16 protein-coding genes are annotated in these 12,337 nt (G+C 61.8%); 4 read left to right on the top strand and 12 right to left on the bottom strand.

All coding sequences use genetic code 11. From position 1 onward, the window contains the following. Positions 1-21 precede the first annotated feature (21 nt). The 7 genes from acpP to NHH88_12340 all read right to left on the bottom strand — a co-directional run bounded on the left by acpP (position 22) and on the right by NHH88_12340 (position 5,351). Positions 22-261, bottom strand: a complete 240-nt coding sequence (gene acpP, locus NHH88_12370; protein USX16524.1) for an acyl carrier protein — start codon at positions 259-261, stop codon at positions 22-24. A gap of 155 nt (positions 262-416) precedes the next feature. Then, positions 417-1,163, bottom strand: coding sequence for a 3-oxoacyl-ACP reductase FabG (gene fabG, locus NHH88_12365; protein USX16523.1), 747 nt, complete (start codon positions 1,161-1,163; stop codon positions 417-419). Between the two features lie 59 nt (positions 1,164-1,222). Beyond that, positions 1,223-2,164, bottom strand: coding sequence for an ACP S-malonyltransferase (gene fabD, locus NHH88_12360; GenBank protein USX16522.1), 942 nt, complete (start codon positions 2,162-2,164; stop codon positions 1,223-1,225). A gap of 62 nt (positions 2,165-2,226) precedes the next feature. After that, entirely contained in the window at positions 2,227-3,204 is a 978-nt protein-coding gene (locus NHH88_12355; protein ID USX17329.1) for a ketoacyl-ACP synthase III, read from the bottom strand. 21 nt (positions 3,205-3,225) lie between these two features. After that, positions 3,226-4,287, bottom strand: a complete 1,062-nt coding sequence (plsX, locus tag NHH88_12350) for a phosphate acyltransferase PlsX (protein ID USX16521.1) — start codon at positions 4,285-4,287, stop codon at positions 3,226-3,228. 187 nt (positions 4,288-4,474) lie between these two features. Continuing rightward, positions 4,475-4,657, bottom strand: coding sequence for a 50S ribosomal protein L32 (gene rpmF / locus NHH88_12345; GenBank protein ID USX16520.1), 183 nt, complete (start codon positions 4,655-4,657; stop codon positions 4,475-4,477). Positions 4,658-4,853: 196 nt separating this feature from the next. Then, a complete protein-coding gene (locus NHH88_12340) occupies positions 4,854-5,351 on the bottom strand; it encodes a YceD family protein (protein USX16519.1) in 498 nt (165 codons plus the stop codon). Positions 5,352-5,487: 136 nt separating this feature from the next. Between NHH88_12340 and NHH88_12335 the strand changes: the two genes are divergently transcribed. Continuing rightward, entirely contained in the window at positions 5,488-6,114 is a 627-nt protein-coding gene (locus NHH88_12335; GenBank protein ID USX16518.1) for a Maf-like protein, read from the top strand. 21 nt (positions 6,115-6,135) lie between these two features. After that, positions 6,136-6,861 (top strand): SAM-dependent methyltransferase, encoded by a 726-nt coding sequence (locus NHH88_12330; GenBank protein ID USX16517.1) that lies wholly within the window; start codon positions 6,136-6,138, stop codon positions 6,859-6,861. A gap of 133 nt (positions 6,862-6,994) precedes the next feature. On the opposite strand, the gene NHH88_12325 is transcribed toward NHH88_12330, so the two are convergent. The 3 genes from NHH88_12325 to rlmJ all read right to left on the bottom strand — a co-directional run bounded on the left by NHH88_12325 (position 6,995) and on the right by rlmJ (position 9,700). Then, a complete protein-coding gene (locus NHH88_12325; GenBank protein USX16516.1) occupies positions 6,995-7,330 on the bottom strand; it encodes a hypothetical protein in 336 nt (111 codons plus the stop codon). A gap of 71 nt (positions 7,331-7,401) precedes the next feature. Beyond that, on the bottom strand, positions 7,402-8,670 hold the full coding sequence (locus NHH88_12320) for an EAL domain-containing protein (GenBank protein USX16515.1): 1,269 nt from the start codon (positions 8,668-8,670) through the stop codon (positions 7,402-7,404). A gap of 100 nt (positions 8,671-8,770) precedes the next feature. Further along, positions 8,771-9,700, bottom strand: coding sequence for a 23S rRNA (adenine(2030)-N(6))-methyltransferase RlmJ (gene rlmJ / locus NHH88_12315; protein USX16514.1), 930 nt, complete (start codon positions 9,698-9,700; stop codon positions 8,771-8,773). A 176-nt stretch (positions 9,701-9,876) separates the two neighbouring features. On the opposite strand from rlmJ, the gene NHH88_12310 reads away from it, so the two are divergent. Together NHH88_12310 and NHH88_12305 are read left to right on the top strand one after the other, a co-directional pair. Beyond that, entirely contained in the window at positions 9,877-10,134 is a 258-nt protein-coding gene (locus tag NHH88_12310; GenBank protein USX16513.1) for a hypothetical protein, read from the top strand. Continuing rightward, the gene (locus tag NHH88_12305) at positions 10,131-10,367 is read left to right on the top strand and encodes a hypothetical protein (GenBank protein ID USX16512.1); all 237 of its coding nucleotides are present in this window, start codon (positions 10,131-10,133) and stop codon (positions 10,365-10,367) included. Before NHH88_12310 ends, NHH88_12305 begins: the two co-directional genes overlap by 4 nt. Before the next feature lie 106 nt (positions 10,368-10,473). On the opposite strand, the gene rraA is transcribed toward NHH88_12305, so the two are convergent. Together rraA and NHH88_12295 are read right to left on the bottom strand one after the other, a co-directional pair. Beyond that, complete coding sequence (gene rraA, locus NHH88_12300) at positions 10,474-10,968, bottom strand: ribonuclease E activity regulator RraA (protein USX16511.1); 495 nt, start codon at positions 10,966-10,968, stop codon at positions 10,474-10,476. Between the two features lie 36 nt (positions 10,969-11,004). Continuing rightward, positions 11,005-12,231 carry an MFS transporter gene (locus NHH88_12295; GenBank protein ID USX16510.1) on the bottom strand — a complete coding sequence of 409 codons (1,227 nt, stop codon included), beginning with the start codon at positions 12,229-12,231 and terminating at the stop codon, positions 11,005-11,007. Positions 12,232-12,337: the final 106 nt, after the last annotated feature.

Genomic DNA, 12,337 nt, shown 5'->3' with positions numbered 1-12,337 from the left:
TAAAGTCGATCGGGCGGTAAATCAGGCCTTGACGTGTGCAGTAGCGTAGTCGATCGCTTGCTGTACGGTCGTGATCTTTTCTGCCTGTTCGTCAGGGATTTCCATTTCGAATTCGTCTTCCAGGGCCATCACCAGCTCGACGGTGTCCAGCGAGTCAGCGCCCAGGTCGTCGACGAACGAGGATTCGATTTTGATGTCTGCTTCTGCGACGCCCAGTTGCTCAGCGACGATTTTCTTAACGCGTTGTTCGATATCCGACATGTTATGGCTCCATTTGTTTGTTACGGAAAGCGCGCATTTTATCAGGTTTGCGCACTGAAAAACTAATTTCGATGTCTGCCGCTAATTTACTGCAAACTCTTTCGAAATCACTGGTAAAAGACGGGAATCGGCATATTAATTCATGCCCAAACCCATCAATTCATGTACATACCGCCATTCACGTGCAAGGTGGTGCCGGTAATATATGCCGCTTGCGGCGACGCCAGGAAGGCCACCGCCGCAGCGATATCCTCCGGCTTGCCCAGGCGCGCCAGCGGAATCTGCGTCAGCAGCGCCGCGTGTTGCTCTTCGCCCAGGGCCTTGGTCATGTCGGTATCGATAAAGCCCGGCGCCACACTGTTGACGGTGATGTTGCGGCTGCCGATCTCGCGCGCCAGCGCGCGGCCCATGCCCTCGACGCCGGCCTTGGCGGCGGCATAGTTCATCTGGCCTGGATTGCCCGACGACGCCACCACCGAAGTGATGTTAATAATACGCCCAGTTTTCGCTTTCATCATGCCGCGCAGTACCGCGCGCGACAAACGGCCGACGGAACTGAGGTTGGTGGCGATGACGCTGTCCCATTCCTCGTCCTTCATGCGCATGGCCAACTGGTCCTGCGTGATGCCGGCGTTGTTGACCAGGATGCCCACGGCGCCGACCGTTTTGGTGATCTCGTCGATGACGGCGGCGCAGCGCGCGGCGTCGGTCACGTTCAGGACCATGCCCTTGCCCGCCTCGGCGCCGAACTCGGCCAGGTAGGCGCTGATCGCCTCGGCGCCCGCCTCGGTGGTGGCGGTGCCGATCACGCGCGCGCCCTGGCGGGCCAGCTCTTGCGCGATGGCCTTGCCGATACCGCGCGATGCGCCCGTGACCAGAGCGACTTGATTTGCTAAATTCATGGTTGTCCTTCTACGTAAATAACGAGTGTGCCTGAGTTTCTTTGACTTACCTTCGCCGCTTACTTGAGCGAGGTCAAGATGCGGTCCAGGCTAGCCTGATCGGTGATGGCGTCGCCCACCAGGGTGGCGTCGATGCGCTTGGTCAGGCCCATCAGCACCCTGCCCGGGCCGCATTCGACCACCTGGGTGATGTCTTCGGCGGCGACCTTCTGCATCGTCTCGACCCAGCGCACCGGCGCGGCGGCCTGGCGCACCAGCGCGTCCTTGATGGCGGCCGGATCGTTGAGCACGGCGACGTCGACGTTGTTGATCAGCGCGATCTGCGGCGCCGAGAAAGCCAGGTCGGCCATGTAGTCGCGCAGGCGGTCCGAAGCGGGCTTGAGCAGCGACGAGTGGAACGGCGCCGACACCGGCAGTTTCATGGCGCGCTTGGCGCCCTTGGCCTTGGCGATCTCGCAGGCGCGCTCGACGGCGGCGGTTTCGCCCGCGATGACCACCTGGGCCGGCGCGTTGAAGTTGACCGCCTCGACCACCGAACCCGGCGTGGCGGCGACCGCCTCGGCGCAAGCGGCGCGGACGTCGTCGTCCGACAGGCCCAGCACCACGGCCATCGTGCCCTGCCCGACCGGCACGGCTTCCTGCATCGCTTGCGCGCGGAAGCGCACCAGCGGCACCGCGTCCTTGAACGCGATCACGCCGGCGGCGACCAGCGCCGAATATTCACCCAGGCTATGGCCGGCGACGATGGACGGCACCGGGCCGCCGGCGGCAATCCACGCGCGGTAGGTGGCGACGGCGGCGGTCAGCATGACCGGCTGGGTGTTGGTGGTCAGGTCCAGCTCTTCCTTGGGGCCTTCGGCCATCAGCTTGCCCAGGTCGAAGTTCAGCGCGTCCGATGCCTCGGCGATGGTCTGTGCCACCACCGGATTGCCGGCGAAGCCGTCCATCATCGCGATCGCCTGCGAACCCTGGCCTGGAAATACAAAAGCAAATTTAGTCATCACAAATCCATCTGGTTGTAGGCGGCTCATCCACGCCCGTTAGAACTCTAATTCTAATTCAATTAAAATTTCGCCAACACCGCGCCCCAGGTGAAACCACCACCGACGCCTTCCATCAAGATGTTCTGACCCTTCTGGATACGGCCGTCGCGCACGGCGACATCCAGCGCCAGCGGTATCGACGCGGCCGAGGTGTTGCCATGCTGATCGACGGTCACCACCATCTTCTCCAGCGGCAGGCCCAGCTTCTTGGCGGTACTGTTCATGATGCGGATATTGGCCTGGTGCGGAATCAGCCAGTCGATCTGGTCCTGCGCCATATTGGATTTTTCCAGCGCCTCGTGGGCGACCTTCTCCAGCACCGACACGGCCAGCTTGAACACCGCCGGGCCGTCCATGTACAGGTAGGCCTCGCCGGCCACCGCGCCGCCGAACGAATCGGGCATGCACAGGATGCCGGAATGGCGGCCGTCAGCGTGCAACGCGGTCGCCAGGATGCCAGGCTCTTCCGAGGCGGTCAGCACCACGGCGCCGGCGCCGTCGCCGAACAGCACGCAGGTGGTGCGGTCGTTGAAATCGAGGATGCGCGAGAACACTTCCGAGCCGATCACCAGCACGTTCTTGTTCATGCCGGCGCGGATGAAGGCGTCGGCGGTCGACATCGCGTAGACGAAGCCGCTGCAGACGGCCTGCACGTCAACGGCGGCGCCGTTGTTGGTGATGCCCAGCTTTTGCTGGACGATGCAGGCGGTGCTCGGGAAGCTGCCGAAGAAATCGGGGGTCGAGCTGGCCAGGACGATCAGGTCGATATCGTTGGGTTGCAAGCCGGCCATGTCGAGCGCGCGCTTGGCGGCCTTGACGGCCAGGTCGGACGACTTCTCGCCCGGCTCGGCGAAGTGGCGCGCCGAGATGCCGCTGCGGCTGACGATCCACTCGTCCGAGGTCTCGATGCCCTTGGCGGCGAGCTGATCGGTCAGATCCTGGTTGGTGACGCGCCGCTCAGGCAGATAGCTGCCGGTGCCGATTATTTTGCTGTACAAAGTCATGCCGTCTACCATCCACTAAATAGTTGAGCTTGGTACTTCCGGGGTTTCCGTGTTGCGTGGCATGAGTTCGGCGATTAACGTCGAAATGTGCGGCAACACATCATTTTTTGCAGCATCATACGCCCGCTTGATCGCCCATTCAAAAGAATATGCGTCGGCGCCGCCATGGCTCTTGAACACCAGGCCGCGCAAACCGAGCAGGCTGGCGCCGTTATAGCGCGACGGCGACAGCCGGTTTTTGATGGCTTTTAACGCGCCGCCGCCGATCAGGGCGCTCAGCATCGTCAGCGGAGTGCGTTTGAATTCGGTCTTGACGGTGTCGGCGAAGAAGCGCGCCACGCCCTCCACCGCCTTCAGCGTGACGTTGCCGACGAAGCCATCGCAGACGACGATATCGGTGGTGCCCTTGAAGATGTCGTTGCCTTCCACGTTGCCGTAGAAGTTGAGCGCGCCGCGCTCGTGGTCGGCCTGCAGCAGCTTGCTGGTGGCCTTGACCACGTCGTTGCCCTTGATGTCCTCGGTGCCGACGTTGAGCAAGCCCAGGGTCGGGCGCTCGATGTTTTCCATCGCCGACACCAGCACCGACCCCATGATGGCGAACTGGTGCAGGTGATGCGGTTCGCAATCGACATTGGCGCCCAGGTCGAGCATGTAGGTCGGACCGCCCTTCTGGTTCGGCATGATGCTGCAGATGGCCGGACGGTCGACGCCGGTCATGGTCTTGAGCACGTAGCGGGCGACGGCCATCAGCGCGCCGGTGTTGCCGGCCGAGACGCAAGCCTGGGCGCTGCCGCCCTTGACCTGCTCGATGGCCACGCGCATCGACGAATCCTTCTTGCGGCGCAAGGCCACTTCAAGCGGATCGTCCATGGTGACTTGTTCGGATGCATGCACGACGGACAGGCGCGGATGCGCGTCGGCGTGATGTTTTTTCAGTTCTGCGCGGATAACGTCTTCCAAACCGACGAGGATCAGTTCAGCCTCTGGTTCGCGTTTGACGAAGGATATAGCTGCGGGGATGGTGACCGATGGACCGTGATCTCCGCCCATGCAGTCGATAGAAATTTTGATTGTCATTGTTTTGATTCAGTACCACGCTCCAGCCCTTGTCTGGGCAAGCTGCGGCAAGCGGCGGACCACTGAAACCCAGGTCTACGCGTTTCAAAATGACGGTGTGCAAAAGAGGATTGCAGCCGATGAAAAAAGAAAAAGCGATGCTTCATAAGACAGCACCGCCTATTTCCGGGTCCAGCAAAAGCGTCGATTACTCGTCGTTTTTGGTTTTCAGGACTTTACGGCCACGATAAAAGCCGTTAGGGCTGATGTGGTGACGCAGGTGCGTTTCGCCGGTGGTTGGCTCGATACCCAGTTGTGGAGCAACCAGGAAATCGTGCGAACGGTGCATACCGCGCTTCGAAGGGGACTTCTTGTTCTGTTGAACTGCCATGTTAATGACTCCTAATACATAAGTTCTAAAATTTTAACACATTCGACCAGCAAATACATGCGAATCGAGTATCCTGCCGGCAAAACGGAACCGGCATAGTTAAACTGAGATTTACTACATTGCCCTACTGACTTGCCATACTCGACTACAACACGTGCGTGGCACGTACTTTACGTACTACTTGTTCGGTCTTGCTTTATTCGGATTTGAGGCCCTTGAGGGCGTCGAACGGCGAGATTTTCTCGCTTTTTGCCTTGTCCAGCAGGGCGTTGTCGGGGCAGACATCATGTTTCGGCGTATGCGGCAGGGCCAGCAGCGCTTCGTCCTCCACCAGATCCGCCACCGCCATGGTGCGGCTACCGACGATCACGTCGATCGTTTCGTCGTCGATCATTTCTTCGATTTCATCCGCCTGCTGATCGTCCTTACCCAGCATCAACAGCGTCGACGAATCGATGGTGTGGGCGTATGGGGTCAGGCAGCGCTGGCAGACCAATTGCACGGTGCCGGCGACCGACAGCTTCAACTGCGGGAAGCCCATCTTGCCGGTGCCTCCTTCGACCTTCCAGGTGATGGCGCCCGAGGTATCGGCACAATCCTTGGTCAGGCGGGTCATTTCGGCAACAGGCGTCACGCCTTGCTGGCTGCCGTTGCTCCGACAAAACTCAAAAGCGTCGATGACAATAGCATTCATTACAGAAAATTCCCCGGAAAACCTGCGATAATAACAGGGTTTTCGGCATCAAGTCAAAGCCTGCGCGGCTTTTTCCTGTTTTTCGTCTTTTTCCGTCGCTCTCCAAGCCGGCGACAGAGCATATAACATTCCCCCTATGACATCAAGCGCAACCGCTCAAATCGCCGCACAACGGCTCGTTTTGGCCTCCAGTTCGGCCTATCGCAAGGAATTATTATCACGGCTACAACTGCCGTTCGAGGTCGCCATACCCGACATCGACGAAGCGCCCCTGCCCGGCGAAACGCCGAGCGCCACGGCGTTGCGCCTGGCGCGTGAAAAAGCCGCCGCCGTGGCCGCCAAGCTGCCCGGCTGCATCGTCATCGGCTCCGACCAGGTCGCCACATTGGACGACGAGCAGATCGGCAAGCCGGGCAACCACGCCAACGCGCTGGCCCAGCTGCAAAAGATGCGCGGCCGCGAAGTCGTGTTCCACACCGCGCTGTGCGTCTGGGACGGCCGCGCGGCCGATCCTGCCACCGCCGCGCAGGTCGAGGATATCCGCACCATCGTCAAGTTCCGGGACCTTCCCGACGCCGAGCTCGACGCCTACCTGCGCATCGAACAGCCGTACGACTGCGCCGGCAGCGCCAAGAACGAAGCACTCGGCATCGCCATCCTCGAACGCATCGACAGCAGCGACCCGACCGCCCTCACCGGCTTGCCTTTGATCGCGCTGACAGGCATGCTGCGCAAGATCGGCGTTTCCTTTTTCAACACTTAATCAAATAAAACCCAGATTTTTATGCCCGGCACCCTCTTTTTAATACCGAACACCCTGGGCGAGACTGAAGCGCTCTCCTCCGTCCTGCCCGAACAGGTACAGCAGATCACCTCGCAGCTGGATTACTTCGTCGCGGAGAACGCCAAGACCGCCCGCGCCTTCCTCAAGCTGGTCAACGCCAACCACGCGCTGGCCAAGCCGCTGCAGGAGATCACCATCTCAGAACTGAACGTCAACACGCCGGCGAACGCGCTGGCCGGCCTGCTGGCGCCGCTGCTGGCGGGCCGCGATGGCGGGTTGGTGTCTGAGGCCGGCGTGCCGGCCGTGGCCGACCCCGGCGCCGACCTGGTACGGCTGGCGCACCAGCACAATATTCCGGTGCGCCCGCTGGTGGGTCCGTCGTCGCTGCTGCTGGCGGTGATGGCGAGCGGCCTGAACGGCCAGAGCTTCGCCTTCAACGGCTATCTGCCGACCGACGCGGCGCAGCGCGCCACGCGGATCAAGGAGCTGGAGACGCGCTCGCGCAAGGAAAAACAGACGCAGCTGTTTATCGAGACGCCGTACCGCAACGCGGCGATGCTGGAAGCGCTGATGGCAGCGTGCGCACCATCGACGTTGGTGTGCGTGGCGACGGATCTAAGCCTGGCATCGGAAACGATCCGCACGAAGACCGCCGCGCAATGGAAAAGCGCCAAGGCGCCGGATTTCCACAAGAAGCCAACAGTCTTCCTGCTACTAGCGCAGTAAAAAGCATTGCCGGCACGGAACCAGGGCAAACCACGGAGACACGTAGGGCGGATTAGCGAAGCGTAATCCGCCATGCATGCACCTCAGCGGCTCATACTTCGCCCCGGGGCATGAACCCATCCGAAGGACGAGGCTAACGGCGGTATCGCCCCCATCCCCAGCGCAGCCACGTCAACCTGCCGGTAACCACCACGAACAGCCAAAACAATGCCGTCAGCATTAGCTGCGGCCACAAGACCTCATCCTCGCCGATCAACAACGACAAGGGATCCCTTGCCACCGAGCCGACTGGTGAAATCGACTGACTGTCTGCGACAAACGGTAGCGGAAACCCATACGCGATCACGGGACAATAGACTGGCGTGCCCAAGTTGGAGCAGACCGCACTGACGCGCCCAGGCACGAGCAGTGAACAATAGGTCAGCGCGGCGGCGGACACGCACGCCACCACGGTCATCTTGATGCGCAAGACCTTCCTGCTCAACGCCACCTCCTTAGTGATCAGTCCGTGTCCGAATGTCGGACCTGACCCCCGCCGTGTTAAAACCCGCGCGTGTATTCGGTCACCCACTCGATCGCGGCCAGCTGTATCGCGTACAGATCCGCCGGCCTGAGCGACATCTGGCTCAGCATCTTCGCCAAGACCTGCCCTTCCCGCCCGTGCTCGATGTGCTCGATCAGACTGAGCATGCTGCCGTAGTCGCCGCCGCGATGCAGCAGCGCCGCCCTCACTTCGTCGAGCACGTTCACGCTCTCCAGCACATCGCGCATCTGGATCGAGAACAAGGTGTCCATCAACGACATCACGCCGACCGTGAACCCGATGTCGGCGCTGACCCGCTGCCCCGGCCGCAAATGTTCGACCATCAGCTCGATCGTCTTGCCGCGCGTGGTCGCCAGCTGCAGCAGCGGCGACGTGAACTCCTGCGCCCCCGCCCCCTTCACATACAGCAAAATCTGCAACCAACGCTTGAGCTGGCGACGCCCCAGCACCATCAGCGCGTGCCCCACCGAGTTGATGCGGTAACGCGTGCCGACCGCCGGCGTGTTCACCAGCCGCAGCAAATTCAAGGTGATCAAGGCATCGTGCTTGACGCTGCTTTCGATCTCGTGGCTGCTGGCGTCGGCATCAAGCAGCTCCAGAAGATGCAGCACGCTGCGCTGCGACGGCGAGATCTTCTTGCCGCTCAAGATCACCGGGCGGGCGAAATAATATCCCTGGAAATATTCGAATCCCAGATCCATGCACTGGCGGAATTCCTCGACCGTCTCGACCTTCTCGGCCAGCAGCTTTTGCTTGGGGTTCTTGAGCACGCGGGCCAGCGCCGGCAAGGTGCCGGGCTGCATGTCCTGGATGTCGACCTTGATGACGTCGCACAGCGCCTGCAGCTTTTGCACGTCCTCGGTCGCGCCGATGACGTCGTCGAGCGCGAAGCGGAAGCCGGCCTGCTTGAGCTCGCGAATGCGGTCCAGCACGTCCGGCGTGGCTTTGACGGTCTCAAGGATTTCGAGGATGACTTTGTCGTTGGGCAGAAAGCGGATGAAATCGCTCATCAGGCCGACGCCGTCGACATTGACGAAGGCCATCTGATCGCCGACCACATGGCCCATGCCCAGCTCGGACGCGTGGGCGATCACGGTAGCCGTGGCCGCGGCCTGGTCGGTGATGTTGGCCGCGTTGTTGGTGTGCGCGTCACGAAACAGCAGTTCATAGCCGACCAGCCGCTGCCCCCGGTTGAGGATGGGCTGGCGGGCCAGAAAGAAATTGTCCGCAAGCTTGGACGGCGGCAGCTCCGGGGCTGTCATCATTCATTTCCCAATCTGCGATCGCATTATCCGGGTCGCTATCTCAGCGAGCGACCCGCTAACCGCCAGACTAACCCGCACCTACCGTCTTGACAACATTTTTCTATCGAGTAACAGGACGGCGCGCGGGAGTGTTGCGCGTAGAAGTCGGTTTGCCGCTCTCCAGCGTGAATTTGGCGCCGCTGTCCTTGGCCAGCGCCTTGACCAGCCAAGGCATCACTTCCTTGAGCATCGGCTCGAGCGTGTACGGCGGATTCAGGATGAACATGCCGCTGCTGTGCAGGCCGAAACCGTCCGGCATCGGCGTGTGCGTGGTCAGCACGACGTTGAGCCAGTCGCTGCACGGCAACTGCTTGAGCTTGTCGGCGAACTGGCGCGATTCCATGCGCTGCAGCAGCGGATACCAGACCGCGTAGGTGCCGGTCGGGAAGCGGCCCAGCGCCTCGGCCAGCGTGTCCTTGACCTTTTTGTAGTCCATCTTGTCTTCGTACGGCGGGTCGATCAGCACCAGCGCGCGGCGCGACGGCGGCGGCAGCAGCGCCTTGAGCGCCTGGAAACCGTCGCCACGGGTGACCAGCACGCGCTTGCCGCGCGTGGTCGGACGGATGCCCTGCTGCGCGGCGTGCTCGTCGAGCTTGCGGAAGTTATCGGCCAGCAGTTTCGAATCGGCCGGATGGAGCTCGAACAGGCGCAGACGGTCTTGCTCGCGCGCGACCTGGTCGGCGATGTACGGCGAACCCGGGTAGTAGCGCATCTTGCCGCTCGGGTTCATGGCCTTGATCAGGTCGACGTATTCCTTGATCGGCGCTGGCAGGTCGGTGCGCTCCCACAGCGGGCCGATGCCGGTGTCGTATTCGGCGTTCTTGGACGCGAAAGCGCTGTCGAGCGCGTAGACGCCGGCGCCGGAGTGCGTGTCGATGTAGCTGTACGCGGTATCTTTCTGGTTCAGATACTGCATCAGCTGGATGGTCACGAAATGCTTCAATACATCGGCGTGATTGCCAGCGTGAAAGCCGTGGCGGTAACTCAACATAGCTTGGGTACTTCCTAAAATAAATGGTGCATCACAATCCCGCATTATCCACTAGAAAGCCCCGGCGGACAAAAAAGGCCCCACATCGTTTGCATCAAAGCGGGCTCGGTAGCGGTGACTAAGATGGAATGGCCGCTCGGGCATTCGCCGGTGCGACGCACTTTTTGGAGGAGATTATGGCATTCAACAATGTAGGCCCGCTGACCTTCCTGGCGCCAGGTCAAACGGCGTTCTGGAGCTACAGCTATCCGGGCGACCGCGGTACGCAGTTCGCATCGGCCGATGTCAAAGCACCTAACCAGGGTGCGGTCCACGTCGCCGACGAGCAGGCCAAGCGCAAGGAAAACAACGGCAACGCCACCTATTTCGTGCAGATTCACAATCGCGGCATCGGTGGCGCCTTTCACAACTTACAAGGCGGAGGCATGGTATGAAAATGACCATCATCACCGACGACCAAGGGAACATTCTTGGTGCCGTGCAGGGTCACTCCCTGTCGGAGAAACAAGGCGAGGTCGAGGCTAACGTCTCGTTCGCGGAGGGCTATCAGACACACCTGATGGAAGTGGACGACGACATGGGCACCATCGAAGACGCCACCATCTTCCAGCAGCGTCTGCGCAAGCATCTGGACATGCACATGCAAAAGGCCCACGGCACGCCGTGAGCGCAGGGTCTGCGCTGCGATCAACCCGCACGGCCGAACAGGGTCGTACCCCTCGGGGTACGACCCTTAAGCGGTACGGCGGGCGTATCGCTAAAAGCGCGCGGGTTCAAGCCAGTTTTTGCTGCGCCACCAGAATGCCGTCGGCGTCGGCATAAATCCAGTCACCCGGATTGACCGCAACGCCGGCGATGTGGACACGCAGGTTGCGCTCGCCGGCGCCCTTCTTGCCGCTTTTTTGCGGATGGGCGCCAAGCGCGCGCACGCCGATCTCGCAGGCGTTGATTTCGTCGGTGTCGCGGATGCAGCCATCGACGACGATGCCGGCCCAGCCGTTATCCTGCGCCAGCAGACCCAGTTGTCCGCCGACCAGCGCACGCCGCAGGCTGCCGCCGCCGTCGATGACCAGCACGTTGCCGTCGCCTTGCGTCTCGAGCATCGCGCGCACCAGCGCGTTATCCTCGTGCACCTTCAGCGTGGTGACGCGCCCGGAAAACCGCACATGCTTGCCGAAGTGCCGGAACACCGGCGGCAGCACGGCGAGACGCCCGTCTTCCAGCAGATTGGGATGATCGTCACACAAATCGGTGGTGGCAAAGCTCATCGTCTTACCTCGCGGCTGAATTGGATGAAGCCAATTCTAAGCTGTTTTGGGTACGCCGGCCACGCGGCTGTTGTTGCCGACGCCTATCGTGGTGACGATCACCAGCGCCTGGAACACGCCGATGAAGACGAACACGCCGGCGGGATGATTGGCATCCATCAGCGCGCCGAACAGCAACGGGCCGAGCGCCAGCCCGCTGTCCAGTCCCGAATAGACAACGCCGAACACGCGCCCGGTGGCGTTGGCCGGCGCCGCGCCGCGTATCATCAGATCGCGCGACGGTCCGGCGATGCCGGTGACCAGGCCGATCATTCCCATCAGCACGATCGCCATCCACGCCGGCACCACGGCGGCGGCGAGCACCAGCGCCAGCAAGGCCGCGCTGGCGAAGGCCAGCATAATGATGCGGTCGTGGTGGCGGCTGCCGGCGCCGAGGAAGCCGCCGTACAGCGTGCCGGCGGCCGACGCGAACATGAAGCAGGTGTAAGCCGAGGTCGCCCATTGCAGCGACATGCCGTACAGGCTCACCAGGCTGGTGGCGGCGAAGGTCTGGATGCCGGCCAGCGCGACAGCCGATATCAGGAAGAAGCCAAAGCACATCCACACCACTTTAAGGCGCAGGAAATCGAGGGCGCCGGCGGGGGCTGGCGCGCCGGCTGCCGTGGCGGCCGGCACGGCCAGCGGTTCGGGCCGCAGCGCGTGGCGATTCCACAGCAGCAGCGCCAGCACCGCAAGCGGCAGCAACGCGGCGCTCAGCAACGCGGTGCGCCAGTCGGTGCGGGCCGCAACAAAAGTGAGGAACAGCGGCGAGAGCGCCCAGCCGATATTACCGCTGATGCCGTGCACCGAGAAGCCGTGCGCCAGCCGGGCCCTGGAGACGCGCTGGTTGAGCAAGGTGTAGTCGGCAGGGTGGAACACGCAATTGCCGCAGCCGGCCAGGAAGGCGCCGGCCATCAACTGGGCATAGCTGTGGGCGCCGGCCAGCATCACCGCCGACAGGCCCAGCAGCGCGATGCCCGTGAACAAGACGGCGCGCGCGCCGAAGCGGTCGACCACGAAGCCAGCCATCGCCTGGCCGACGCCGGAGACGGCGAAGAAAACCGTCATCAGCAGGCCGAGTTCGGCGTAGCTGAGGTGGAATTCGGGTTTCAGCCAGGGGATCAGCGCGGCCAGGATCACGTGGTAGAAGTGGGAAGTGCCGTGCGCGAGTCCTACCAAGGTGATGACCTTGGCATCCTGGCGCAACAGTGTCGTTTCACTCATTAAGCTCTCCTCTGTCGATTATTGACCAAAGTGTAAGCAATTGTCGGGAGTCTGGTTTAAGATAGAGCGACAACATTTGTCGCGATTACGCCATCAGGTCGACTCC

This window comes from Oxalobacteraceae bacterium OTU3CAMAD1, from assembly GCA_024123915.1.
In the GTDB taxonomy this organism is placed as follows: domain Bacteria; phylum Pseudomonadota; class Gammaproteobacteria; order Burkholderiales; family Burkholderiaceae_D; genus Rugamonas.
This window is presented reverse-complemented; position numbering and strand designations above follow the sequence as displayed.

What these genes read in the sequence shown, in the direction of transcription:
- acpP (USX16524.1), bottom strand. Translation starts at nt 261, where the DNA reads ATGTCGGATATCGAACAACGCGTTAAGAAAATCGTCGCTGAGCAACTG.
- fabG (USX16523.1), bottom strand. Translation starts at nt 1,163, where the DNA reads ATGAATTTAGCAAATCAAGTCGCTCTGGTCACGGGCGCATCGCGCGGT.
- fabD (USX16522.1), bottom strand. Translation starts at nt 2,164, where the DNA reads ATGACTAAATTTGCTTTTGTATTTCCAGGCCAGGGTTCGCAGGCGATC.
- plsX (USX16521.1), bottom strand. Translation starts at nt 4,287, where the DNA reads ATGACAATCAAAATTTCTATCGACTGCATGGGCGGAGATCACGGTCCA.
- rpmF (USX16520.1), bottom strand. Translation starts at nt 4,657, where the DNA reads ATGGCAGTTCAACAGAACAAGAAGTCCCCTTCGAAGCGCGGTATGCAC.
- NHH88_12340 (USX16519.1), bottom strand. Translation starts at nt 5,351, where the DNA reads ATGAATGCTATTGTCATCGACGCTTTTGAGTTTTGTCGGAGCAACGGC.
- NHH88_12335 (USX16518.1), top strand. Translation starts at nt 5,488, where the DNA reads ATGACATCAAGCGCAACCGCTCAAATCGCCGCACAACGGCTCGTTTTG.
- NHH88_12330 (USX16517.1), top strand. Translation starts at nt 6,136, where the DNA reads ATGCCCGGCACCCTCTTTTTAATACCGAACACCCTGGGCGAGACTGAA.
- NHH88_12320 (USX16515.1), bottom strand. Translation starts at nt 8,670, where the DNA reads ATGATGACAGCCCCGGAGCTGCCGCCGTCCAAGCTTGCGGACAATTTC.
- rlmJ (USX16514.1), bottom strand. Translation starts at nt 9,700, where the DNA reads ATGTTGAGTTACCGCCACGGCTTTCACGCTGGCAATCACGCCGATGTA.
- NHH88_12310 (USX16513.1), top strand. Translation starts at nt 9,877, where the DNA reads ATGGCATTCAACAATGTAGGCCCGCTGACCTTCCTGGCGCCAGGTCAA.
- NHH88_12305 (USX16512.1), top strand. Translation starts at nt 10,131, where the DNA reads ATGAAAATGACCATCATCACCGACGACCAAGGGAACATTCTTGGTGCC.
- rraA (USX16511.1), bottom strand. Translation starts at nt 10,968, where the DNA reads ATGAGCTTTGCCACCACCGATTTGTGTGACGATCATCCCAATCTGCTG.
- NHH88_12295 (USX16510.1), bottom strand. Translation starts at nt 12,231, where the DNA reads ATGAGTGAAACGACACTGTTGCGCCAGGATGCCAAGGTCATCACCTTG.